This is a genomic window from Chloracidobacterium sp. N, assembly GCF_018304765.1.
Classification (GTDB): Bacteria; Acidobacteriota; Blastocatellia; order Chloracidobacteriales; family Chloracidobacteriaceae; genus Chloracidobacterium; species Chloracidobacterium aggregatum.
Genome location: NZ_CP072642.1, coordinates 51,254 through 76,263 on the forward strand (window position 1 = coordinate 51,254; position 25,010 = coordinate 76,263).

Genomic DNA, 25,010 nt, shown 5'->3' on the forward strand with positions numbered 1-25,010 from the left:
CAAAGGAAAGTTGGAAAGGAAGACCGGAAATGGACTTTGAACCTTACCTGCCCGGCACTAGATTGAAAAGAGCAGGCCGTAAGGATGTCCTTCGCCCGGTGGCGCACGCAGGGGTTTGGTGCTTCCGGTCCGGCGGTTGGCGGGCCTGGGTTCAGGTTTTTGGGTTTTTCAGATGTTGGGGTTGGTGATCGCAGGTTTCAGGAGGTCTCCCGATGGCGGCTCCCGGTAATCCCTTTGTGTCCATGGCGGCGCGTCCCAGTGAGCAGACCCGTGGGTTGTGCCCGGCGCTGGCAATGTACTTGTCCTGTGTCAACTGTCCGTTTGTGGCGGCCTGTCCCTACAAAACCCGGCTGGGCGATTTTGGGGCGGAGGCAGCCGCTCAGGAAAATGAGGCCCGTGACCGGGCACAACGGCTCATGACGGTGCTGTGTAACGAAGGTGCGCCGGATGCCCAGCGGCAGCAGGCGGCCGATGAAGCGGCGGCCTGGCTGGAGGCGGACACCGGGCTGTTGCCCCACGTCCGGGGGGCGCTGGCCATTGCCCTGGGGGACTACGGCGACGTACGCGCCTTCGAGCCGCTGGTGGCCACGCTGGGCGATCTGCGGCTGGGTGAGCAGCAGTCTTTCCTGCGCGAAGATGCGGCTTTGACGCTGGGCGATATGAATGACGCGCGGGCCTGCGAACCTTTGACCCACTGCCTGACGGACTGGCGGCCGGGGGTGCGTTTTGCCTGCGCTGTTGCGCTGGGGCGGCTCGGTCTGCCGGAGGCGGTTCCGGCTTTGAAGTCCCTGCGGGATATTCGCATCGGTGATGATTTTGGGCAGCTCAACGAGCAGGTGCATGAAATGTGCCTGCACGCGCTGGCACTGCTGGGTGAAGCCGATGTACGCGAGCCGTTGGAGCAGCTTCTGACGGCGGAACGGCGGGTGGCGCTGTCACGCGCTGAAATCGTCTTTGCTCTGGGCGAGTTGGGTGACGCGGCGAGTGTGCCGGCGCTCGAAGCCCTTTATGCGGGTGAGATTGGCGAGGGATTGCGCCACTACACGGCGATTGCCCTGGGCCGGCTTGGCCGGGACATGCGCGAGGTGGTGCATCCCCTGCTGGCGGCGGAGGATGAGGACCTGGCGTTTCATGCGGCGCGGGCCTTGGCCGTGCTGGGGGATGAACGGGCTGTCGAGCCGCTGGTACTGCGCGGGTTGACCTGCCGCCGTGGGTACATCCGCCGGTTGTCAGTTCAGGCGCTTCGTCCATTTCTGGGGCAACCGGCAGTGCAGGCGGCGCTGGAAGCCTACGCCGAGCAGGAGCCGGTACCGAGCCTGCGCCAACGGCTGGCACTGGGCGCATAGACGGGCTGCTTACGTGCGTCGGGGTACCACAGGTTTCAGGCTGAAATACGGAAACTGTCTCGTCAGGCTCTTTGCTCACGCTGAATATACAAGCTGCCGCCTGGGTTCTTGGTACACAAAGGCATTTTCTCCCTAATCAGGTCGCCGAACCTAAAGTAAACATAGGTAGTGAAAAAATGGATACTCCACTCTGAGTTGTATGACAGGAATGCTCGCAGGAAGTAATTTTCATTCCAGTATCGGCCTTCAAGCAGCCATTCAGAAGGGTATTCAAACGGATAGGCAATATCGTGGAAGTGAACAAAAACTCCAGGTTTAAGATACGGCAAAACTTCAAAAATGAGAAACTGCAAATCACTTCCGCACTTTACAACATGGCTCGAGTCAATGAACAAGAGGTCGCCTGACTCAAGTGCTCTGAAAACATCAGGCTGAACTGACTGAACCTTTTTTTCAATTAACCTGAATCGTTCTATATCACCTTCTCTGAGTAAGCTTAAGAGTCTATCAGGGTACGGCTCAATGAAAGTAACTTCGGGCTTGTAGAAAGAGAATTTTTCAATTGTGTCCAGTATCAAGGCGGATGAAAATCCGCAACCGACCTCGATGATTCTCTTTGGTGTGTATCTTCTTAGAAAGCAGTGGAGAAAAATAGCATCAGAGTAACTGAACCATTGATTGTTGTAATAGTATCTGTGAGTTGACTTTTGCTCTTCCGGGAAGGATATGTCTGGATAAAAACTTATGTATTCTTTGAGCAACTCAAGCTGCTCATCCTCATTGAGATTAATACCGGGCAGTTCATTCTTTGGTGTACCTCTTGTCTGTACATAGTGAAGAACCTCCTCTTTTGAAGGAATGGGAGAATAGTAGTGTCCCGCCGGAAAGGCCCCCTGGTTTTTCACCTGTTGAATGAGGTCTCTGATGAATGGGAGCCTCTTGATGAAAGCCTTGATTGCTTGCTTCATGACCTTTGCTTTCAGGGACGAGCGTTAGGCTGCGTGGACTGGACCGGCCAAAATTCCTGTTCCGCCGCTGTCCAGGCGCGTACCCCCAGGTGTGTACCCCCAGGTATGTATCCGTGGAATACACGGCTACCAAGGCTAGCCCCGAACCGGTGGGTGGTCCCAGTTGGCCAGAACGCCATTCCACGGTGGAATGACAATCGAAGCCTTGCCTTCACAGACCGTCTTGCACGCCAGGCGGATGACCGGGTGCGCTGTCCCATCGTACGGATAGCCGATTTTTTTCAGGCGCGTGACTTCAAAGGGCGTAATCGCACTGAGGTTTTCAGCGCCGCTCAGTACACCAATCCAGCACGTGCCACAGGCCCCGGTCTGGCATTCCGTAGGAATCGGTCCCGCGACACAGCGTGGGTCCTTTTCCTTGTACGACGCCGCATTGGGCATCTGTCCGGCGGCCATGGTCAGCGGCTGGCCGGAGATGGCCTGAAACTTCGCTGCCGGGTTCTGTTCATCAAAGCGAATCGTGTAGGTCTGGTTGATTTCACTGCGCAGGAGCATGTCCCACAGGGTACGTGGCTCCGGCCGCCGACGCTCGGCAACAATCAACTCCGGCTCCAGCGGCGGCACATCCATTGGCGGCGGGGGCGTCGAGAAGGCTTCCTCGCCGACCTGTTGCAGGGTGGCGTAAGCCACCGCCGTAATGCCCAGTGCCAGTCCCGGATCGAGTCCGGTGCGCCGCGCCGCCTGGCGAATGTAGTTTTCCAGCGTTGTCCGGGGCGGGGTGCGGAGGTCGGTCAACATGGCTTTCTGGACTTTCGGCCAGAAACGGTGCCCATAGAAAAACCAGTGCGAGGTGTGGATATGGTCGGCGAGGCGGTAGCGTCCGTTGAGCAGGCAGTCCTGCCGGGCGCGCGCTTCATCTTCGGTCAGCATGCGAAACAGCTTGACCGGGTAAAAAGCAAACCACACCCGGAGCGCGTTCTGGTCAACGGGATGCACATCGGGCAGAAGGCTGGCAACAATCGCCGCCCAGGCTTCGTCGTCGTGGCGGCGCAGAAACTCAATAAACTGACTGGCAGTATCTGGCATGGTGAATACCTGCACGTCTGAGGTTGTCCCTTATGCGCGCATGGCGCGAAATCGGGCATCATAGTCGGGCGTTCATCAGACTGTCCACTGTGCGAGGTGTGGCCGGTGAAGGCGCTGCGTTTGGTCAACGGACAATTACAGCTTGCCGAAATCCCCCGGCCGGACATGCCCGAAGAAGCGGTCATCCGGGTGACTTATGCCGGTATCTGTGCGACGGATGCCGCCATCGTACGGGGCTACACCGGCTTTTCCGGCACACTTGGACACGAATTTGTCGGCGTCGTGGCTGCGGCCCCCGATGCTGCCTGGATCGGGCGGCGGGTCGTCGGAGACATCAACGTGGCCTGCGGCACGTGTGAAGCCTGTCAAGCCGGCGACAGACACCACTGCGCGCAACGCACCGTCATCGGCATCCGCCAGCGCGACGGCGCTTTTGCCGAATACCTGGCGCTGCCACTGCGCAACCTCTACGCCGTGCCCGATACCGTCAGTGATCTGGACGCCGTCTTTGCCGAGCCGTTGGCCGCCGCCTGCCGCATCCTGGAGCAGGTTTCCTGCCGGCCAGGGCAGTCAGTGGCCGTTTTGGGTGACGGCAAGCTTGGACAGCTCATTGCCCAGGTGCTGCATGCGCATGGGATTGCCGTGACACTCATCGGCCGTCACGCACGCAAGCTGGCGGTTGCGGCCGGGGCCGGCATCGCAACCCGCCACGCGGATGAACTTCGGTCGGCAAACCGCCGGTTCGAGGTCGTTGTGGAAACCTCCGGGCGCGCCACCGGTTTGGCCGAGGCCCTGCGACTGGTACGCCCCCGTGGAACGGTCGTGCTCAAGTCCACATCCGCGACACCCTGGATGCTCCCCCCGGCGGCGGTTGTCGTCCCGGAAGTGACGCTGGTCGGGTCGCGCTGTGGCGATATGCCAACCGCGCTGGCACTGCTCGCCGCACGCAAGGTCAGCCCACAGGCGCTCGTCGAGGCGGTCTATGACCTGGACGACGGGCTGCGCGCTTTCGAGCACGCGACCACGCCGGGCGTGCTCAAGGTGTTGCTCCGGTGCTATCTGCCAGAAGGCACACCACGGTAACGGTTTCCGGCCGACGTCAAGCTCTGTCTGCGCAATATGCCTGCCAGAGGTTCACTCCTTATGGTTTCTGTTGAAGTGTTGCTGGCTGGCAGAGTAAAACAGAGAAAGTACAACCACTTGCAAAACACTCTGGGACGCCGTAGCTGCCAGGCACGCTTGCCGTGCCAAGGCCCTTGGGAAGGGCTTGATACGGACCCCGCTTGGCTATGGCCGGACTGCGGGAGGTAACACCCTTGGCTGCCAACTGGGAAAAGATTCTGCTTACCTACCTGCACGACCCGCCTGACAAGGCACTCGCCATTCGCGGACACGTTGACCGCGCCCGCCGGTATGCCGCCATTGTGGTCGGCGAAGAGGAAAGCCGCCGCCTCGAAGAAGCTGCTACAACGGCCGATCCGCTGGCTTCAGCGGTTGAACGCCTTCCCATGCCAACAGCCGGAAGAGAGGGCGAGCGGGCCGTTGCGCCGAAAAACAGCCAACTGCGTATCTTCCATCCGCTGTCGGCCGCCTCAAAACACCTCGATGTGCCGCCGCTGGATGACGCCTTGACGCAGGCTGAGCAACAGCAGCTTCAGGCTATCGTCGGCGGTTTGCCTGCGAACGAATACCGCATACGCCTGCTGGCCATCTGGCGGTGTTGGCCGGAGGCACTGGCGACGAACGTTCACCCGTGCTTCGCCTTGCTTCCGGCGGACACGCGGACGCCAGACCATACCATCTGGCATCACGCCGACACGGCCGCCGCTTTTCGGGCAGCCCTTGACGCTGGCGGCGGAGAAGCCCTGCTGGCCTTTGCGCTGGGGCCTGTCCAGCGGTTTATCGAGGCGGCGCGAACCGTACGCGATCTGTGGTCAGGCAGCATGATCCTGTCGTGGCTGGCGTTTCAGGCGATGAAGCCCATTCTTGAAGACCTCGGCCCGACAGCGCTCATCTACCCTTCCCTGCGCGGTATTCCGCTGGTGGATTTGTGGCTGCACAACACACAAGGACTGCACGGGCAAGTGTCCCTGCCGCCAACCGAACTGCGGATGACGCCCTCGCTGCCACACCGGTTTCCGGCCCTTGTGCCGTGGGGCAAAGACGGTACGGCTGCCCAAAAGTTAGCCAAACGCTGCCGCCAGGCTGCCGACGATGCCATCAAGAAACTGGCGGATGCCGTCCGCGCCGTTCTCCAGCAACCTTTGGGCAACGCCTGCCAAGGGTGGGACAAGCGCTGGGACGCACAAATCAACAACTACTTCAACGTGGCGACGGCTGTGCTGCCGCTGGGCGGCTCTGCCCAAGACATTGACCAAACCCTTGCCCGCCTGCTTGCCGGCACGGCTTCCTTCGAGGAAGCCTTTCCCAACGCGGCGGCCGTCCGTCAGCTTGCCCGTGCCATTCCCAAGAGTGAACAACCGGGCTACAACCAGGAACACGCCGGGCGCTGGCAGCATCAGGTCGAGCTGGCGCAGCGGTCGCTGGCCGCTCACCGCACTGTTCGCCATGTCCCGCCCAATCCACCGGTTCAGAATGGTGAGCGCTTCCCGCAGAAGTGTACGTTGCTGGGAACGTTCGAGCAGATGGGGCCGGACGAACTCGGCGCGTCAAGGCAGTTCTGGAATGCGCTTTCGGCGTCAGAGCCTGGCCTGAGTATCGAGGGCGTTCGTCTGCGGCCGGGCGAAGGCTTGTGCGCCATCGGGCTGGTCAAGCGATTTGCCGCGCCGGCCTTTCTGAAAGAGGAACTGAAGCTTTCAACCGACGATCTGCGTTTCCCGGATACCTGGACTGTCGCGGCTGCTGACTGGTTGCGGCAGGCCGGAATTGACTGGCGGCGGGACTGGAGAAAGCCCTGGAACGGCAACTGGCTGTACTGGTCCCGACCGGACGAGAATCCCGAAGACGCCGATTCCTGCCCGGCGGAACTTTGGAAAATCATCGCATCGGCCAAAAAAGAACACGGCCAGCCGCCGGTGTACTACGCCATTCTCAAGCTTGACGGCGATGAGCTTGGCGGCTGGCTGCGGGGTGAAAAGTCGCCGCCGGTGCGGGAGGTGATGCACCCTGAACTTGTCACCTACTACGAAAATCTGCACCAGCGAGCCGGGCTGGAAGCCAAACGCCCGGTCGGCCCGGCGCTGCATGCCGCCATCAGCACGGCGCTGGCCAACTTTGCCCTGCACGTCGTCCCACAGGTCGTTGCCAAGCATTGCGGAACGGTCATTTATTCCGGCGGCGATGACACCCTGGCGCTGCTGCCGCTCAGCACCGCCCTGGACTGCGCCCATGAACTGCAAGCCGCCTACACAGCCAACTGGTATGGAGAAGACAGCTACCTGCTGATGGGTTCGCGGGCCACGCTGTCGGGCGGGCTGGTGCTTGTTCACGCCAAGGACGATCTCCGGCTGGCATTGCAGGATGCACGCCGCGCCGAAGAGCAGGCCAAGGATGCCGGCCGCGATGCCCTGGCCATAACCGTCCGCCGCCGGTCGGGCGAGCACACAACAGCCATCTGTCCGTGGGGCTTTGTCCCGGTGGTGACGAAGTGGAAACAGGCGTTTCTTGCCGGGGCTTCGGATCGGTGGGCCTATCACCTGTACGCCGGGCGGCATACCCTGGCCGCCCTTCCCAGGGAAGCCATCCAGGCCGAGATACGGCGGCAGTTGGGGCGGGCGGAAAAGCCAATTCTCCCGCCTGATGCGCTCGTTGCGGATTTTGAGGCCTTCACGAATGCAAAGGTCGCTTCAGGGAGCCGCCCGCGTTTTGCTTCGGTCGGAGAGGCGCTCAGGCATTTTCTCACGCTCTGCCATACGGCGTCGTTTATGGCGCGGGGAGGAAAGGAGTGAAGGGAGCGATGAAGACCGTCGGCTTGTGCCTGGAAGCACTTGATGTGCTTTTTTTCCGCGACGGGCGGCCCTTCATGGACGGCACCGAGCAGATGCTCAGCGGTTTGCCGCTCCCGCAAACCCTGGCCGGAGCCATCTGCACGGCGCTCATGCAGGCTGCCGGCTGCGACTTCGGCCGGTTACGGCACGCGCTGGAAGAAGGAAAGCCGTTTGCCGAAGCCGTACGCGAAGCTTGCAGCGCGGAGGCGCACTGGATCGGTGCGTTGGCCGTACGTGGCCCCTGGCTGGCCCGGTGGGACAAAAACCCCGCTACGCCATGCGAAGTGCTCGTGCCGGCGCCGGCGACGCTGCACCGGGCCAAAGGGAAAACCGGCGGCCAACAGCTTTTTGCCCTGGCCCCCCTGCAGGAAGAACTCCCCGGCTGGCACCCTGTGCCGGAAGAGCAACGGCGTCCGCTGTGGCTCAAAGAAGCGGTCGTCACCGAGCCGGTCGAAGGCTATCTGACGCCCGCCGGGCTGTTCCACTTTCTCGAAGGCAAACCGGTTTCTGCTACGGAAGTTGTCCCGGCAGGCGATTTGTTCGGACTGGATTACCGCATCGGCATCGGCATTTCGCCCGAACGCCTGGTCAGTGAGGAGTCACAGATTTACGGACGTGGTTTTCTGGCGCTGAAGCAGGGCGTGTTTCTCTATGCCGAAGTGTGCCTGCCGGACGACGCGCCAGCGGGCGCGCTGGACAAGTTGACAACCCTGGCTTTTGGCGGTGAAAGCCGCCACGTGCTGTGCCACCGGCTGAAAGAACCCTTTGCCTGGCCGCGTGAAGTCCCTTCCACAGAAGGGCAGAAGCCGCTGGTACTGCTGACAACCCCGTGTGTTTTGCAAAACGCTTGCGCGAAAAGTTAGGCCTGGCAGCCAGACTTAACCTGGATGCCATTGAACTGGCGCAAAAGCTGGGCCCGGTTGAAGTTGATTTTTCCTGGCCGGATGTCTGGAGCGTACTCGACCAGGTGGGGTTTGCCTATCAGGCGTTTGCCAAAAAGTACAAGCATAAGCTGGAGAAGAAAGCCCTGGGGTTGCCCCGCCGGATTGGCCCACCCGTGCAGGGGAGCTTCACCCCCCGCCCGCCCGTCAAAGATCGGCATGCTTCGCCGGTGCACATTCACCTTGCCCCCCGTAAAGATGGCAAGCAGGGCTGGACGGTGCGCATCGTGGCTTTTCCATCGGCATACCTCCCAAACCTTGAGACCAGCCGGGAATTCCTGACAGAGTTTCTCAAAGATGTTGAAAGTGACCTGAGACGGCGTGCCGGCTTGTCACCACCAAGGGTACAGAGGCCAGCATCTTCCAGTCCGGCAGCGGGGAGCACATCTGCGTCAACCGCCTCATTGCTTTCCCCTGGAAACACAGTCAAAGCCATGCTTCTGGAAGAGAAGACCAAAAAAGGCGGCTGGAAGGCGCGCCACCTAGACAGCCGCCGAGAAGGCCCGATTGTGAATACTAAAGAAGTGCCAGGCGACAAGCAGCCCGGTGAAGAGGTGGAACTCATCGTCGCCAGCGCTGGCGACTCACTGAGTTTTCGTTGGCCGACTGAGGAAGAAAAACAACGCGCCCAGAAAGCCCAGGACAAGACGAAAAAGGGCCCTGGCCATCAACTCAAAGGAGGTCGTCGGTGAACAAGCCATGCATTCTGATCTGTACCGTTGGCACGAGTCTGTTTCAGCCCAACCTGGAAGCCCTGAAGAAAGACCTGGCCGACAGCCGTATCAAGCCGGAATACCGGCCGCTGGCCGAGGCCTGCCAGCGCGGCGACTGGCCGGGGGTTGCCCAAGCCCTGCACGCTTTGCCAGCAGATGACCGGGTGTGCGGCGCCGAGATCAACTCCATTGCCAGTCTGGTTGAAAAAGAATACATCCCGGCAGACTGTGGGCTGTTTTTTCTTCACTCCAGCACGGACAAGGGACGCGACATCGCGGCCATTCTCAAGGATTACTACCTGAACAAGGGTCACGCTCTGGTGGAGACCGTCGAAGTGGAAGACTTGCAGGACGGGGACCCCAAGCGGTTCCGTACCAAAGGGCTGCGCAACCTGGCGCGGAATGTCTGCCGCATCGTCCGGGAACGTTCAGCCGCAGCCTGCGCCATCAATGCCACCGGCGGCTACAAGGCGCAGATAGCCGTTGCCGTACTGCTCGGCCAGGCTCTGGGCATTCCGGTGTTTTACAAGCACGAACTCTTCAGCGAAATCATCGCCTTTCCGCCCCTGCCCGTGGCCTTTGACTTCGAGGTGTGGATGCGTGCCAGCGGCATGCTGTACGACCTGGAACGGACATCCGATCCCGTTCCGGCATCCACCTATGCCGAGGAATGGCAGGAAACATACGAGAGCCTGGTTGAACGGGTCCCGATTGACGGGCAGGACTACTTGGAGCTGTCGCCGGTCGGGCAGATTTTTCACGAGACCTTTCGCGAACGCTTCCGTACCGACCGCAGCCAAGTGCTGCCCCCCAAGGCGTTGCAAAAGCATCCGCCCCGGCTGGAAAAAGATGCCGGCTGGCCCGGGGAGCACCCGGAAGTGGAAGTCTTCATGAAGAAGGTGACGGATGAAGTTGAGCAGGTCGTACAGTGTGCAACCTTCTACTTCAACCCCGACCTGCCCCAGCGCACGCGCTTTCGCTGCGGCGCGAAGGGCATCGAAGGGATATATTCCGACGGACGGTTTACGGTCAAATTCCGCGTCGAGAGCACGGCCAAAACCCCCGGCGAGCAGGCGGCGGTTGTCGCCAGCCTCAACGAATGGCTGAGTCGTCAGCAGACTTGACGCGCTGGTGGTTCGTGGTTGGCTGTGATGCCCAGTCACGAGGGGACTGGCACGATGGGACTGGACGGCGGAACGAAACAGCAAGGTTGTAACGGGTTCATGCGCCGCGATTACCAGCAGCCGGCATAGGCCGTGGAGACCAATATCCAGGTCAACCCGCCATCATACGAAGCATAAAAAGCCCAGTAATACTCGGTGCAGCCGCCGCCGTCGCCGCCATTGGTGCGGAACACATAGGCATTGCCGGGCTGCGCATTGCACGGTGTTGTGTACGTAAGTTCTTGGGTGGCATCACCACCTCGCTTTCCGTCGCCACCGCCCACCCCATCTGTGCCATCCTGGCCTTTTGCCCCGTTTACTCCTGGCTTCCCGTTCGGACCATTTGTACAGTTACCAGCGTCTCCATCTGCCCCGGCCTGGCCATTATCGCCTGTTTTCCCTGGCTTGCTGGCCGGTTCAGAATCTCCCGGCCTACCACTTCGGTCATCACCCTGTTGTTCCCGTCGAACGCTGTCCCGCCCCTGCTGCGCTTGCTCGGCGGGCCTGTCTTGGTACCCCTGTCCGCTGGTGTCAAACACGACGCGCCCGACGGACGCCTCGGTAAAGCAAATCGGTGTTGCATGGAAAAGGAAGACAGGGTGGTTCATCCGAATGACGAGTGTTTTTCCTTCCACAACAACAGACCGTGCGATGATGACGGTCTCTTCGTCAACTTCCACCCGCTCTGGCGCCACCACGGTATCAGCGACATACACCCCTCCAATCCGATTACCCAGCCGCACCGTTGCCCGAAAGTGGGACGTTCTCATCAACTCCTGGTGCAGAGCCGGATACCAGAGATTCTGCTGAAGCAGCAAAAAAGGCCGAGATGTCACCCCCTCTCGCTGAAGGCGAGCCGCGACCCTTTGAAAGATGACGGCCTGATGGGCTTTGACCGCCTGATAACTCATTCTCCCGCTGGTTTTCCAGAACTCCGCAACTTCAGTTGGCGTTGGTGGTAGCCCCTGTTCTGCCTGACGGCGCAGGACGGCCATGTGCTTGACCGGCGGAGATGATTCCGGCGACGCCTGAGACGGCCGCACGCTGTCGGGCGCTTGCCCGGAAGCAAAGTTGAAAGCCGTACCGAAAAGCACCAGGGCCATCCACGCCCAACGGTGACGCAGGCAAAAGCCGGCAGACCACATGGCAAAACCTCCTTGAATAAAATGTGGCGGCGGTGTAGCACAGCTTTGCGAAAAAGGCAAAATGCTTTTACCACAAGACCTGTGGTGTTTGTTGAACGTCAGTTTGTCGCTGCCGGTGAGGCCAGGATTCCGTGTGGAGCGCGCCGCGCCGTCCCCGGCCGGGCGGCAGCGGTCGTGGCGACGCTCAATGAGTGGCTGCATCGAGTCCGCAGTTGACGCCCGGCCGTCATTTCTGCTAACTCGTAGCGTACATTACAAACTAATGTGCTTGTTCCAGGTCGAGTCCATCGGTTCACCGTCCCGCTATCTTTCAACCATTGGTGAGCCGAAATTTCACAGAAGGTGCTGACATGTCACTTACCTCCCTTCGCCTGGCATCGGTCCGCTCCCTGACCGGTCTTGCCCTTACTGCTGTCGTGGCCGTCAGCGGCCTCGCCCGTGCGCAGAATCCAGCCGAAGCCACGGTGCCGCGCTCGGTGATGTCCGAAGCCATGCGCGTGTGCGCTGGTTACATCGGGGAAGCTGCGCCGGAAGACCTGCAAATCGTCGGAAGTGAAAAGGAAGCCTATGTCCGCCAATTTTCGCAGGGCGATCTGGTGTATATCAACCGGGGACGCGATGCGAACCTGCAAACCGGTGCCGAGTACCAGATTGTGCGCAACATCGGCCCGGTTTATGACCTCGCCGACCGCCGGCGTAAGTTGGGGACACTCGTGCAGGAACTGGGTGTCCTCCGCATCACTGAAGTGCGCGATACCTCGGCGACTGGCGAAATCACGCTGATTTGCACCGGCACGGTCAACCTGGGGGATGCCCTCATCCCCTACGAGCGGCGGCCGATTCCAACCGTGCGTCCATACCGTCCGCTCTCGGTCGTCGGCGCTCCGACCGGGCGGGCAACGGGGCAGATTCTGGCCGGGCAGCTTTCCCGTGAACAGCTCGTGCGTAACGATGTGGTGTACATCAACCTTGGAGCCGACAACGGCCTCAAGGTTGGTGACTACCTGACGGTCTATCGCCCGCTGGCCAGTGACACCGTTTCCCGTTTCCGGGATGACAAGATTGGACAGTCTCGCAGTAATGGTTTTTCGAGCGATCGTTTCCGTACCCGTGACAACTCGTCGCTGGCTTCTTCACAGAAGGGCTACCCGCAGGTAGCAGAACGGACGCCCCGCAATGAACTGCCACGGACACTCGTGGGTGAGATTGTGATTGTCCGTACGGAGGCCAATACTGCAGTCGGGGTGCTGACCCGTACGACCCGTGAAGCTGTTGTCGGAGACCGTGTCGAGCTGCAATGAAGGGGAGCTGGGTATCACGGATGCCTCGTCTCCCCACCTTTCAGCCTGGGCTGAAATAGACCTCGCGCGGCTTCTACAAAACTACCGGTGGCTCAGGCGGCGCGCTGGCGTGCCAGTTATGGCCATGGTCAAAGCCAATGCCTACGGCCATGGCCTGCTGCCGGTGGCAACCTTTCTTCAGGACGTTGTCCGGGCTGACTGGTTCGGCGTGGCCACAACGGAAGAGGGCGTGGCTCTGCGCCGGGCTGGGATTACCCGCCCCATTCTCGTTCTGGGCGGCTTCTGGTTTGGGCAGGAAGCCGCCATTGTTCACTATGATCTGGCCACAACGCTGCCTGACCCGGACTACCTGCCGGTTCTGGAACAGGCCGCTTCCCAAGCCGGGCGGACGGTGGCCGTCCATCTCGAAATAGACACCGGAATTGGTCGTCTGGGGCTGTCGCCTGACCAGTTCGCCGCCGTCCTGGAGCGCCTCAAAGCCTGCCCGCACCTCCGCCTGGATGGCCTGATGACGCACTTTGCTTCGGCTGACCTGCCGGAGCATGCCGATTTCACACGCGACCAGATACGACGCCACACGCGGGCGGTGCACCAGGCGCGGGCGGCCGGATGGACGCCGCGCTACATCCATCTGGCCAACAGCGCCGGTTTGCACGCTTTCCTGCCGGAGGCGGCGGGCAACCTGGTTCGCCTGGGCGGGTTGCTGTACGGCATTGCTGGAGATGCCCTGTCTCCGGCGTTTCCGCCGCCGCCAACCCAGCCGGTACTGTCGCTCCATGCGCGCATTCTGGGGCTGAAGACCGTTCCGCCCGGCACACCGCTTGGTTACGGCTGCACCTTTGTCACGCGCCGTCCCACGCGGGTGGCCACCGTCCCGCTGGGTTACGGCGACGGACTGCACCGCATCCAGTCCAACCGCGGTCAGGCCCTGGTGTGTGGCCGGAAAGTGCCCATCATCGGGCGGGTCAGCATGGATGTGACCATGCTCGATGTCACCGACGTGCCGGATGTGGCCTTAGGCAACGTGGCGACATTCATTGGCAGCCAAGGGGAGACAACCATCACGGCGGAGGAATACGCAGCCGTGATGGGCAGTATTGCCCTTGAAGCCACAACGGCGCTGACGGCGCGCGTGCCCCGCTGCTATCGTGCGGCAGCCATGTCTTCCGCGCCGGGCGGGCGTGAAGATGCACCGGCATCGGCCCGTGAGTAGCGCGCACGGAAACCATGACCCATAATCGCACCCCGATGTTGGCGTGGGAACGAAAAACAGAAGCCGGTTCGCGCCTGACCGGGACAGGGCCGGCCGGGATGAGACACCAGCCAAACCCAACCGCACTGGAAATGTGGCTACGGCGGTGGCTGGTTGTGGGCGTGTGGTTGGCGCTCGCTGGTTTGTCAGTTGGCGCGCAGAACGTACTGCCCGCAGTACAGAGTTCGGGCGCCCTTGCTCCCCCGCGTCCCCCGGTCGGGCGCCTGGATGGACGTACCATCACCCGTCTCACCATCGAGGTTGAAGAAGGGTTTACCCCGGAGCCGTCCCTGGTGGAAATCGTCGGTTTGCAGGTCGGTGAACCCTTGACCGCCGCCCGCCTGCGGGCCGCGCTCGTGCGGTTACACCGTTCGGGGCGGGTCGCCAACGCCGAGGTGTTCACGACACCCGAAGGTGATGATGGGGTGTGGGTTCGGTTTGTCCTCACCCGCCAGCTCCGGGTTGCCGAAGTCGTCTTCGAGGGCGACACCATCTTTCCTGTGGAAGAACTCCTGCCACGGCTGCCGGCCTTGGAACGGGGGAGCAAAATCACCGCGCGCGTCCTCAGCGAGAGTGAAGAAACCCTGCGTCTGCTGTACCGCGAGCGCGGCTATTTCCAGGCTTCCATCCGGGCGCGGGTCGCACCGCCAAATGATGCCGCCCGGGCGCGGGTCACCTTTGTCGTCACGCCGGGGCCGCGGGCCCTCATCGGCGCCTGGCAGATTGACGGGGACCTGAAAATTCCACCCGGTGACTTCGACGCCAAAATCATCCAGCACCCGGTGGGAACACCCTACGCCATAGACTTTGTCCAGTCTGACCTCCAGCGCATCCGCGCTTTGCACGTGGCGCGGGGCTACCTTGATCCGCGCATCAGTGAGCCGCGCATCACCTATGATCCGGCCACCAACCGGGTGGCGGTGGCGGTGACGGTCACCTCGGGTCCGGCCGTTACGGTCAATGTCACTGGTTTTGAGCTGCGCCGCGAAGAACAGCGCCGCATCCTGCCAGTGCTCCGCGATGGCGGTCTCGATGACTTCACGTTGGAGGACGGGGCCCGCCAGTTGCTCCTCACCCTGCAAAAGCGGGGCTATTTTTTTGCCGAAGTCGAGTGGTCGCGGCAGCGCCGGGTGGATGAAGACCGGGTTATCGTGACCTATACCATTGAGCCGAATCGCCGCTACCGGGTGCAGGAAGTACGTATTGTGGGGACGGAAGTCCTGGCGTACCGCGATGTTGCCGGCGACTTCCAGACCCGCCCGGCATCGCTCATTCCACCTTCGCGCGGCCTGGTCACCGAAGACACCCTGGCGCGGGATGCCGAGGTGATTCTGCGCGATCTGCGCAACGCCGGGTATTTGCAGGCCCAGGTGGTGGAACGGCGGATTGGCACCGGGCTGAGCGATGAAGCCCTCACGGTGTTGTTCCAGGTGGAGCCCGGGCCGCAGGCGCAGGTGGCTGACATCCGCCTAGAGGGCAATCAGCTTCTCGAAGCGGAACGGCTCAAACAGGTCTTGAAACTGGAAGCTGGCGAGGTGGTCACGCAGGCGCGGGTACGCGCCGACCTGGAGCGCCTCACGGCGCTTTACCTCAGCGAAGGGTTTGCCGAAGTGCGGATTCGGCAGGAACTCGAAGAAACCAATGGCGATCCGGCACAGGTAAGCCTCGTGTATGAAATCGAGGAAGGGCGGCGCTTTACGGTCAACCGGGTCATCATCGGCACGCGCGGACGAACCTCGGAGCAAACCCTGCGCCGCTTCCTTGCCATCCGGCCGGGAGAACGCCTGCGGCGCGACAAGCTGAATCAGGCCGAACAGGCGCTCTATGCGACGGGGGCGTTTCGGCAGGTATTGCTTCAGACGCCTTATGTCCGAGCGACGGGGCCCGCCGATGCGTTGGCGGATGTGACCTTGGATGTCATTGAGGCAAAGCCGTACACCTTGGCCTACGGGTTTGGCTACCAGACCAACGACGGCCCGCGCGGCTCCTTTGAGCTGTCGAATGCCAATATGTTCGGTCGGCTGGAAGTCGGCAGCTTCATTGTCCGCCTCAGCCGGCGGGAGCAGTTGGCGCAGGTTTCCTATCAGTTTCCGCGCTTCAACCTGCCACGGGTCACCACCCTGACGGATGGCGTCACCGCGCCAATTCTCATATCGGGACTGTTTCAACGGCAGGCGCGGGTCAGCTTTACGGCCCAGCGCCTGGTGGCGCTCATTCAGTCGGAAGTCCGTTTTGATGCGCAAAGCGCCCTGATTTTCCGCTACCGGTTACAGAATGTGCGGGTACTCGATCTGCGCGTGACGAACCCTCCGCTCCAGCGCGCGGATCAGCCCCTCAATCTGGGGACGTTTTCCGCCACGTATGTCCGTGACACGCGGGATGTGCCCCTCGATGCCACCCGTGGCTCCTTTGTCTCCGCCGACTTGACCGTGGCCACTCCGCGCATCGGCGGTTCCGAGCGGTTTCTGCGGTTTCTGGGGCAGGCCCAGGGCTACCGTCGTGTCACAGAGCGGTCGCCGGTCATCCTGGCCGGCAGGCTGCAGGTTGGCCTGGCGCAGCCTTATGGCGGCACCCAGACGCTCCCGATCAGTGAACGCTTTTTCTCCGGCGGACCCACAACCCTGCGCGGGCTGGGATTTGAGCAGGCCGGCCCGCGCGATCCTGTCACCGATGCGCCGGTCGGGGGCAATGCCCTGATAGCCGCCACCGGGGAAGTGCGCTTTCCCCTGCTGCAGAACCTGGAAGGGGCTGTCTTCTACGATGTCGGCAACGTCTTTGCACGTGTTTCAGACATTGGTGTGGGATCGCTGACCAACAGTTTGGGTGGGGGCTTTCGGATCAAAACGCCCCTGGGACCCCTGCGGGTGGATGCCGCCTACCTCATCGACCCGCCGTTTTTTGTCGCCACACCCAATCGGCGGCTGACCAACTTCCAGGTGCATGTCACCTTTGGTCAGGCGTTCTGAGCCGCCGCCGGTAGGCTGTGGTGGTTGGTAAGTTACTTGACAGAAGACAATCGCCTGAGTTACCATGCCCGGATAAAAAGTTACTCCTATCAAAGTGTTATCTTGACAATCTTTTCGGTCTGTGGGAGGTCTTGCGAATGGCGTTATCTGTTTCCGGCCCGAAGTCTTCACGCAAACTCGCAGCGGGTACGCCGCTCCCAGCCCCAGATACGCCGCCAGCTACGCCCTCCCGGACACGGGCGGCCCGTACCCGGTCAAGTCGTCGCGCCTCCGAACCAGCCCCTTCCACGCCTTCCACCGTTGAACCGTCCAATGCCGTGACCGGGGTCACGGCCACCCCGAAAACACGCCGGAAAACGTCGTCTGTGTCGTCTCCTCCGGCGGAATCGCCAGCCAGCCAGCCACCCGCGCAACCGGCGGCCGGCCCGGTTGCCTCCAAAGGTGCGGCCAAGGCGCGTGCCGCCAAGTCTGCTGCTAGGTCTGGTCCGGCTGAAACGGCCACTCCGGAGTCGGGGTCCGCAGAAGCCAGCACCAGTCAGGCGGTGGAAGCCGTGGTCAAGGCCGTCCGGGAAGTGACCTCGAAAGCGTCGGCGCGCAGCCAGTCGGCAGCCCCGGCGCGCAAGACGGTCCATCGCACGGCAGAATCCAAAGCTTCCAAGGCGTCTGCTTCCGCAGAGGCGGCTGCTGTGAAAGCCGACGTGAAAGCCAAGACGGTGGAAGCCGTCAAAACCACCCCGGCAACTGCGCCAAAGACGGCGGAGAAGCCCTCTCCGGCCGCCGCTTCGGCCGATAGCAAAGCCAGGAAAGTCAAAAAGACTCCGCCCCCACCAGCGCCGGTTAGTTCCACTCCGGCGACAGCCAGTTCCGTGCGACGGAACCGTGAACGTGAGGCCCTGAACCTCTACACCACGGCCATGGAGTCGTTCAAACAAACCGATTACGACCGGGCGCGGGATGTCCTTCAGCTTCTGTTGAGCGACTTCGTGCTGGAGAGCGAAATTGCCGACCGGGCGCGGGTCTTCCTGAAGATTTGCGAGCAAAAACTGCAACCAAATTGTGCTATGAACCGGTAACAGAACTCCGCCTCCCCCTGGCCGGCGGAAGGCCCTCGGTCAAGGGAAGGTGGCTGTCTTTTCTGTTGCCAGATGGATTGGTTCGCTGCACGTATGGCTGCTGCTACAACGTCTTCTTCTGCTTCCCGACAATTTCAATCACCTGTCAAGTGCGTTGCCATTGGGGGTGGGACGGGTTTGGCCACCCTGCTGCGGGGGCTGAAACGCCACGTCATTGATGATGGCATCCGCCTGCCCGGCCAGTGTATTGAAAGTCTGACGGCCGTGGTCACCGTGACCGACGACGGGGGCAGTTCCGGACGTCTCCGGGAGGAGTTCCAGATGTTGCCGCCGGGCGACATCCGCAACTGCCTGGTGGCGCTTTCGGAAGATGAGCGGCTTTTTGCACGGCTGTTTCAGTACCGCTTCCCCGGCCAGGGCAGCGTGCGGGGACACAGTTTCGGGAATCTGTTTCTGGCGGCGCTGACGGGGATCACGGGCGATTTCGTCGAAGCCATCCGGCTGTGCAGCGAGGTGCTGGCCATCAAGGGCAGGATTGTGCCGTCCACCACGGCTGACGTCACCCTGGTGGCCGAACTCGACGATGGCTTCATCGTACGCGGGGAATCAAAAATCAGCGCCGCCGGTGGGCGCATTCAGAGCGTTGCTCTTGATCCGCCCGACTGCAACCCGCTGCCCGAAACGCTGGCTTCCATTGCGGAAGCTGACCTCATCACGCTCGGGCCGGGCTCGCTGTTTACCAGTGTCATCCCCAACCTGCTGGTGACGGGCATGACCGAGGCCATTGCCGCGTCCAACGCGCTGAAGGTCTATATCTGCAATCTCATGACCCAGCCCGGCGAGACAACCGATTTCTCCATTGCCGACCACGTCGCCACCCTGCTGGAGGCCCTGGCCCCGGCGACGCTGGATGCCGTCATTGTCAATCACGGCCGGATTTCGGCGGCGGCCCGGGCCCGTTACCGCCTCGAAGGTTCCCGGCCGCTCACCGGACGGTCAGCCATCCGGCGGCTGAATGGGCCGCCGCCAACGGCGCGGGTGGCCGCCGACAAGTTCCTTGTGTTTGACCGCCATCGGATTCCGGTCGTGACGGCCAATCTCGTCGAAGAAACGGAAGTCGTCCGCCACGCGCCAGACAAGCTGGCACGGGTTGTTCTGGAGGTCTATGCCCGCCGTTTGCCCTCCAGCCAACGCAAGCCCAACCTGCGACTCGTGGCCCGCTGACCGCACGGCTGCCCTGAACAAAGCAGTGCCAACTTCAGCCATAACCAAACCACCGGACGTTCGCCCTGCCCGCCGGCGCACCTGGAGAAGGCGTCTGGCTGTGATTGGTGGGGGACTGCTGCTGCTCGTGGGCGCCGCCCTGATCTGGTTGCCGGAAATCGCGGAGCGCCAGATGAACGGCATCGCCGCGACGACCCGGAAAGCTCCTTCCCCACGCGCGCAGGCGCTGCATGCCCGGCTGTTCGTTGCCGATCTGCACGCCGACACGCTGTTGTGGAACCGTGACCTGCTACAGCGTGGGACGCGCGGCCACGTGGACCTGCCCCGTCTGCAGGAAGGCAATGTGGCGCTCCAGGCGTTTACCATCGTCACCAAGGCACCGCGTGGGATGAACAATGAGCGGACGGATGGCAACCGCTTCAACCTTGTTGCCGCCCTGAGCGTCGTGCAGCTCTGGCCGCCCAAAACCTGGACCAGCCTGACCGAGCGGACGCTGTATCAGTGCCGCCGGCTGGAGGCCGCTGCCGCCCGCTCCGACGGCCAGTTAATCATCGTTCGCAGCCGGGATGAGCTGCGTGATTTCCTGGCCCGCCGCGCATCGAATCCGAAACTGGTCGGGGCTTTTCTGGGGGTTGAAGGGGCCCATGCCCTGGATGGCGATCTGTCCAATCTGGACCGCCTCTATGCCGCCGGCGTACGCATGATGGCCCCGACACACTTTTTCGACAACGAAATCGGCGGCTCCGCCCACGGACTCGTCAAAGGCGGCCTGACGGAGATGGGACGGGAGCTGATTCGGCGCATGGAGCAAACGGGCATGATTGTGGACCTGGCCCATGCGTCGCCAGCCGTGATGGATGAAGTGCTGGCGATGGCGACACGCCCGGTGGTCATTTCCCATACCGGCGTCCGTGGGACGTGCGGCGGCTTGCGCAACATCACGGACGACCAACTGCGGGCGGTGGCGCGCACGGGCGGCGTTGTCGGGATTGGATACTTCTTTGCTGCTGTCTGCGGCCAGGATGCCCGCTCCATTGCCCGTGCCATGCGCTATGCTGCCGATGTGGCCGGCGTCGAGCACGTCGCCCTTGGGTCGGATTACGATGGGGCCGTCAGCGTACCCTTCGACACGGCACACCTGGCGGAAATCACCGATGCTTTGCTGGAAGAAGGATTTTCAGAAGCCGAGATTGCCCTCATGATGGGTGGAAACGTCCAGCGGGTGTTGCTGGCGGCACTTCCCTGACCGTGACCGGGAAAAGCCGGTCGAAAGAAGTTGGAGACTATGACCGAACGACGCCTTCGTATTCTGATTGCCAAGCCCGGACTCGACGGCCACGACCGTGGGGCCAAGGTCATTGCGCGCGCCTTGCGCGACGCCGGAATGGAGGTCATCTACACGGGACTGCGTCAAACCCCGGAGCAAATCGTGGCCGCCGCCGTTCAGGAAGATGTGGATGCCATCGGTGTTTCCATTCTCTCCGGCGCGCACATGACGCTGTTCCCGCGCATTCTGGAGCTGATGCGCGAGCAGGGGATTGCGGATATTCCCCTCTTTGGCGGCGGTATCATCCCCGACGAAGACATCCCCAAGCTCAAAGCCGCCGGTGTGGATGAAATCTTCACACCGGGCGCGACAATGGACGCCATCATTGCCTACATCCAGAAACGTGTGGGCAACAGGTCGGAAGTAGCGGCTTCCTGACCGGGCTTTCCGCACCCTTCCGGTTTTCAGCTTTCAGCGCCGCCTTCAGCCTCCGGCAGCAGTCTGTCTCCCGGCTGACGCCGTGAGAATCTGGCGAGTGTATCCGCCAGCGCCGCCGGGAGCACGTCTTCCACCGAACCACGGTATTCCTCGGCAGAGCCGATGCGGGACGGCAGGATGAAACGAAGCTGTCCCTCGGAAACTTTTTTGTCGTGCCGGAGAGCTTCCAGCAGGTCCGCAACGGTGAGGCCGTCCGTGCCCGGCATCCGCCCGACCCGCCGCACGAGCTGTTCCAGCCGCTGCGCCTCATCCGGGGCGAGCTTTCCCAGGCGGACGGCAATCTGACTGGCGGCCACCATGCCAATCCCGACGGCCTCTCCGTGACGAAACCGCCGGTAGCACGTCACGGCCTCCAGGGCGTGCCCGACGGTGTGACCAAAGTTGAGTACCTTGCGCTCGCCGGTCTCCCGTTCGTCCCGCGCGACAATCGCCGCCTTGATCCGGCAGCAGTCGGCAACCACTGCCGCCAGCCAGTCCCACGGCAGCGGCTGGTTCAGGGCAAGTGGCAACCGGGCTTCGAGCCGGGCAAAAAGGTCAGCGTCCCGGATGACCCCGTACTTGATGGCTTCGTGCCAACCGGCATTCCATTCGCGGCGCGGAAGTGTGGTCAGGGTTTCCAGGTCGGCAACAACCAGGGCCGGTTGGTGAAAGGCGCCGATGAGGTTCTTCCCGGCCCGGTGGTTGATGCCGGTTTTGCCGCCCACGGCGCTGTCAATCATTGCCAGCAGGGTTGTGGGGAGCTGAACGAACGCCAGTCCGCGCAGGTACGTCGCTGCGGCAAAGCCGGTGATGTCGCCCACGACACCGCCCCCCAGCGCCACGAGCAGGTCCCGGCGCTCTATCCGCCGGGCAACGCAAAAATCCCAAATCCGCGCCACCGTGCGCAGCGTCTTGTACCGCTCGCCATCGGGAATCAGGCACAGGTGGGGATGGAAGCCTGCCGCTGCAACACGCTCCACAACGGCCGAAGCGTAGTGCCGGGCTACCCTGGGATTGGAGACAATGACGACCGCGCGGGGGCGGCTGCCAAAGGTCTGGTGAAGGGTCTCTCCCAGGGAGCGATACCTTCCGGTTTCAATCCGAATGGCATACTGCCCGCCCGTATGCGTCACCGGTACGGTGACGGCGGTGGGAACGGGGGGATGCCTGTCTGTCGCCTCTGCCATCACGCTGCGCCGCCGGGTTTTTTCTTCATCTGCTGGAGGACCAGATTGCGTACCTGGACGGGAACGGTCGGGTCGTTGCTGAGTTCCTTGAGCTGACCCGGTGTGAGTGTGCCCACGAGCGTCACGGCGCGTCCCAGCGGCAGCATCCGGTTGCGCAGCAGCGCCATTTTGACGTAGTTGCGATTGGCCCACCGGGCGGTATCGGCAATCAGGATGACAACGTGCTGATGGGAGGCTTTCCACACAGCCGTGGACACCGTGCTCTCCGTCAGAAAAGGATTGTTGAGCACGGCCCGGACGACATCCGCACTGGCATCGTTGAGCATCTGTGGCAGGAGGCGTCCGCCATTGCCGCGTCGGGCCAGGGTGATTTTCTGTCCCAGGGGAAGGCTTTGGTACTGTTGCAGGATGGCGTTTTCCGCCGCCGTTTTGATCTCCAGCGGCAGCGCCGGCGTGATGAGCACCGTGACCAGATCGAAAAGAAAAAGATTCGGAATGAGGCGTAGTCCGGCGGAAGCCGGCAGTTTGGGATTGAGCACGAGCAGCCGCCGCAGGCGGTGACTTTCCTGTACGCGCCGGTCGCCGGCCATCCGGCGGAGGACTTCGTGCGAGACATCGCGCCGGCGGGCAATGATGGTCAGTTCTTCCTCGCCCGTGGCTTCATTGTCGAGCAGGGCATTGAGAACGTCATCCGTCGCATCGAAGGCCAGTTCAAGGCGTTCTTCGGGCGTCCCGCTGCGCGCCCGCTGGACGCGCCGCAGCAGGTCCAGTTGCGCCAGCCGGGCCTGCCGGGCCGCCATTTCCTCCGCACTGATTTCAGGCAGTGTATCTCCTGCGCCTGCACGCTCGTCTGGGCGCTCGTCCTCACGTTCATCCGCCATGGCGCCTCCTTAACCTACTGGACGGTTTCAGGTTTGAGGTAGGTAGCGAACCACTCGTGAACCGTTTTGTACCAGAGTTCGCTATTTTGTGGCTTCAGAATCCAGTGCCCCTCGTCCGGGAAGTAGAGCAGTCGGGAGGGGACGCCGCGCCGTTGCAGGGCCGTAAAAAGCTGCAAGCCTTCACCAATGGGCACGCGGTAATCCAGCTCGCCGTGGATGACCAGCGTCGGGGTGGCAAAGTTTTTGGCCAACCGGTGTGGCGACCATTTTTCGTAGAGTTCGGGATTGTCCCACGGATTGCCTTTGAACTCCCATTCGGTAAACCACAGTTCTTCCGTTGCGCCGTACATGCTGGTGAGGTTGTACACCCCGGCGTGCGAGACAAAGGCCTTGAACCGCTTGTCCGTGTTGTGTCCGAGCATCCAGTTGACCATGTAACCGCCATAGCTTCCGCCGGCGGCCCCGATGCGGTCGGCGTCCACGTAGCCCAGACCGATGACGTGTTCAACGCCCTTCAGCAAATCCACATAGACCTTGCCGCCCCAGTCGCCGCTGATTTCATCGGTAAAGCGTTGGCCGTAGCCGGTCGAACCGCGCGGATTGACCATGACGACAACGTAGCCCGGCGCAGCAAAAAGCTGTGCATTCCAGCGGAAACTCCAGCCGTTTGACCATGCACCCTGCGGGCCGCCGTGGATGAGCAGAATCATCGGGTATTTTTTGCCCTCGGTAAATTGGGGCGGCTTGACGATGAAGGCGTGGATGCGCGTTTCGTCCGCGCCGGTAAACCAGGTTTCTTCCACTTTACCAAAGGCAATTTCCTGCAAAAAAGCTTCATTGACTTGGGTGAGCTGTTTGGGGGCGCCGCCCGTGGTGGCAACGGAAAAGATGTCGTTCGGGCGCGTCAGCGTGGATTGGGTGAAATAGAGCGTCTTGCCATCAGGCGCCACCGAGAGGTTGCCGTTTTGGCCCTGTTCCACAAGCGTCCGTACGTCATTGCCGGCCAGCGTCAGGGTGAAGATGGGAACCTGCCCGCGCTGGTCGCCGGTCAGAAACAGGGTTTGGCTGTCGGGCGACCACGCCAGCTCATCGAAGGAAATGTCCACCTTGTCGCTCAGGCGGCGCAGCCTGCCGGTGGCGCGCTCGTACAGGATGACCTGCTTTTTGTCCGACTCAAACATGGCCCGTTCCTGCGAAAGCCAGACCAGGTATTTCCCGTCGGGTGAGTAGCGGGGGTGGGTGTCTGAACCGGGGCTGGTGGAAATGCGCTTCGGCTCACCGCCGCCAAGCGGGACGATGAAGATGTCGTTGTTGGTGCTGATGGCTTCGTCGCGGTCGGTGTTGCGCGCAAAGGCCAGTTCCCTGCCATCCGGTGAAACATCGTAATCCCGTCCGCCAAGGCTGAACGGAGGGGCGTCATAGTCGCCCGGCGTCAGGTCCTTGGCCGCGCCACCTTCCGCCGGCACGACGAAAATATGGGTTCGCCGCCCTTCCTTGAAGCTGTCCCAGTGGCGGTACAGCAGCCGGTCAGCCATCTGGGCTTTGACCTTGCTGGCTTCGGCGGCCGCATACCTGCGGCGGTTGCAGTCTTCATCCGGGCATTCAGGATAGACTTCGGCGACAAAGATGAGATGGCGTCCGTCGGCCGTCCAGAGAACGCCGGAAACGTTGGTGAAGAAATCGGTGACTTTGCGGGGTTCGCCGCCGTCGCGGCGGACCGTCCAGATTTGGGCCTTGCCGTCACGGTTCGAGACGAAGGCAATCGTCTGGCTGTCGGGCGACCAGCAGGGATCGGCGGCCGAACGGGGGCCGGAGGTGAGCTGGCGGGCCGCGCCACCGCCAGCCGGCATGACCCAGAGATCGTACTGGACACGGTTGGCGGCTTTGTCCGTGACGCCCTGCGTGTAAGCCAGATACTGTCCGTCGGGCGAGACCACGACGGTGGACAGGCGTCGAAACTTCATCTGGTCGTCAAAGGTCATCGGACGGGGCGCGGCCAGCGCCACACCGAGCGTTACACTCCAGGCAACGAGCGCCCGGACCAGTCCAGACGGAACATAGCGTCGCATGTCG

19 protein-coding genes are annotated in these 25,010 nt (G+C 62.1%); 13 read left to right on the forward strand and 6 right to left on the reverse strand.

Features of this window, described 5'->3' with window-relative positions; all coding sequences use genetic code 11:
* Positions 1-212 precede the first annotated feature (212 nt).
* Positions 213-1,346 (forward strand): HEAT repeat domain-containing protein, encoded by a 1,134-nt coding sequence (locus J8C05_RS00195; protein ID WP_211422256.1) that lies wholly within the window; start codon positions 213-215, stop codon positions 1,344-1,346.
* 62 nt (positions 1,347-1,408) lie between these two features.
* Here the strand turns inward: J8C05_RS00195 and J8C05_RS00200 are convergent, their stop codons facing one another.
* Together J8C05_RS00200 and J8C05_RS00205 are read right to left on the reverse strand one after the other, a co-directional pair.
* Entirely contained in the window at positions 1,409-2,314 is a 906-nt protein-coding gene (locus J8C05_RS00200) for a class I SAM-dependent methyltransferase (RefSeq protein WP_211422257.1), read from the reverse strand.
* Between the two features lie 135 nt (positions 2,315-2,449).
* A complete protein-coding gene (locus tag J8C05_RS00205; RefSeq protein ID WP_211422258.1) occupies positions 2,450-3,400 on the reverse strand; it encodes a 2Fe-2S iron-sulfur cluster-binding protein in 951 nt (316 codons plus the stop codon).
* A gap of 105 nt (positions 3,401-3,505) precedes the next feature.
* Here J8C05_RS00205 and J8C05_RS00210 point away from each other — a divergent pair, with 105 nt between their 5' ends.
* The 5 genes from J8C05_RS00210 (at position 3,506) to J8C05_RS00230 (ending at position 10,125) form a co-directional block, all read left to right on the forward strand.
* Complete coding sequence (locus J8C05_RS00210) at positions 3,506-4,483, forward strand: MDR/zinc-dependent alcohol dehydrogenase-like family protein (RefSeq protein WP_211422259.1); 978 nt, start codon at positions 3,506-3,508, stop codon at positions 4,481-4,483.
* A gap of 233 nt (positions 4,484-4,716) precedes the next feature.
* Positions 4,717-7,308, forward strand: a complete 2,592-nt coding sequence (gene cas10, locus J8C05_RS00215) for a type III-B CRISPR-associated protein Cas10/Cmr2 (RefSeq protein ID WP_211422260.1) — start codon at positions 4,717-4,719, stop codon at positions 7,306-7,308.
* Positions 7,309-7,316: 8 nt separating this feature from the next.
* Complete coding sequence (locus J8C05_RS00220; protein ID WP_211422261.1) at positions 7,317-8,210, forward strand: type III-B CRISPR module-associated Cmr3 family protein; 894 nt, start codon at positions 7,317-7,319, stop codon at positions 8,208-8,210.
* Complete coding sequence (locus J8C05_RS00225; RefSeq protein WP_211422262.1) at positions 8,177-8,980, forward strand: hypothetical protein; 804 nt, start codon at positions 8,177-8,179, stop codon at positions 8,978-8,980. The genes J8C05_RS00220 and J8C05_RS00225 overlap by 34 nt, the downstream gene beginning before the upstream one ends.
* Positions 8,977-10,125, forward strand: a complete 1,149-nt coding sequence (locus tag J8C05_RS00230) for a putative CRISPR-associated protein (protein ID WP_211422263.1) — start codon at positions 8,977-8,979, stop codon at positions 10,123-10,125. The genes J8C05_RS00225 and J8C05_RS00230 overlap by 4 nt, the downstream gene beginning before the upstream one ends.
* 110 nt (positions 10,126-10,235) lie before the next feature.
* Here J8C05_RS00230 and J8C05_RS00235 read toward each other — a convergent pair whose 3' ends face one another.
* On the reverse strand, positions 10,236-11,510 hold the full coding sequence (locus tag J8C05_RS00235; RefSeq protein ID WP_211422264.1) for a collagen-like protein: 1,275 nt from the start codon (positions 11,508-11,510) through the stop codon (positions 10,236-10,238).
* Positions 11,511-11,659: 149 nt separating this feature from the next.
* On the opposite strand from J8C05_RS00235, the gene J8C05_RS00240 reads away from it, so the two are divergent.
* The 7 genes from J8C05_RS00240 to J8C05_RS00270 all read left to right on the forward strand — a co-directional run bounded on the left by J8C05_RS00240 (position 11,660) and on the right by J8C05_RS00270 (position 20,830).
* Positions 11,660-12,610, forward strand: coding sequence for a hypothetical protein (locus J8C05_RS00240; protein WP_211422265.1), 951 nt, complete (start codon positions 11,660-11,662; stop codon positions 12,608-12,610).
* Positions 12,594-13,823, forward strand: a complete 1,230-nt coding sequence (alr, locus tag J8C05_RS00245) for an alanine racemase (RefSeq protein ID WP_211422266.1) — start codon at positions 12,594-12,596, stop codon at positions 13,821-13,823. The genes J8C05_RS00240 and alr overlap by 17 nt, the downstream gene beginning before the upstream one ends.
* A 98-nt stretch (positions 13,824-13,921) precedes the next feature.
* Positions 13,922-16,828: a POTRA domain-containing protein gene (locus tag J8C05_RS00250; protein ID WP_211422267.1), complete on the forward strand. Its 2,907-nt coding sequence runs from the start codon at positions 13,922-13,924 to the stop codon at positions 16,826-16,828.
* A 551-nt stretch (positions 16,829-17,379) separates the two neighbouring features.
* Positions 17,380-17,901 (forward strand): hypothetical protein, encoded by a 522-nt coding sequence (locus tag J8C05_RS00255; RefSeq protein WP_211422268.1) that lies wholly within the window; start codon positions 17,380-17,382, stop codon positions 17,899-17,901.
* Between the two features lie 93 nt (positions 17,902-17,994).
* On the forward strand, positions 17,995-19,125 hold the full coding sequence (locus J8C05_RS00260; protein ID WP_211422269.1) for a gluconeogenesis factor YvcK family protein: 1,131 nt from the start codon (positions 17,995-17,997) through the stop codon (positions 19,123-19,125).
* A gap of 100 nt (positions 19,126-19,225) precedes the next feature.
* Positions 19,226-20,371 carry a dipeptidase gene (locus J8C05_RS00265; protein ID WP_459543826.1) on the forward strand — a complete coding sequence of 382 codons (1,146 nt, stop codon included), beginning with the start codon at positions 19,226-19,228 and terminating at the stop codon, positions 20,369-20,371.
* A gap of 39 nt (positions 20,372-20,410) precedes the next feature.
* Positions 20,411-20,830 carry a cobalamin B12-binding domain-containing protein gene (locus tag J8C05_RS00270; protein ID WP_211422270.1) on the forward strand — a complete coding sequence of 140 codons (420 nt, stop codon included), beginning with the start codon at positions 20,411-20,413 and terminating at the stop codon, positions 20,828-20,830.
* A 26-nt stretch (positions 20,831-20,856) separates the two neighbouring features.
* On the opposite strand, the gene aroB is transcribed toward J8C05_RS00270, so the two are convergent.
* The 3 genes from aroB to J8C05_RS00285 are packed head-to-tail and all read right to left on the reverse strand — an operon-like array spanning position 20,857 to position 25,006.
* Positions 20,857-22,056, reverse strand: a complete 1,200-nt coding sequence (gene aroB, locus J8C05_RS00275) for a 3-dehydroquinate synthase (RefSeq protein ID WP_211422271.1) — start codon at positions 22,054-22,056, stop codon at positions 20,857-20,859.
* Positions 22,056-22,937 carry a hypothetical protein gene (locus J8C05_RS00280; protein ID WP_211422272.1) on the reverse strand — a complete coding sequence of 294 codons (882 nt, stop codon included), beginning with the start codon at positions 22,935-22,937 and terminating at the stop codon, positions 22,056-22,058. Before J8C05_RS00280 ends, aroB begins: the two co-directional genes overlap by 1 nt.
* Before the next feature lie 14 nt (positions 22,938-22,951).
* The gene (locus J8C05_RS00285; protein ID WP_211422273.1) at positions 22,952-25,006 is read right to left on the reverse strand and encodes an alpha/beta hydrolase family protein; all 2,055 of its coding nucleotides are present in this window, start codon (positions 25,004-25,006) and stop codon (positions 22,952-22,954) included.
* Positions 25,007-25,010 lie beyond the last annotated feature (4 nt).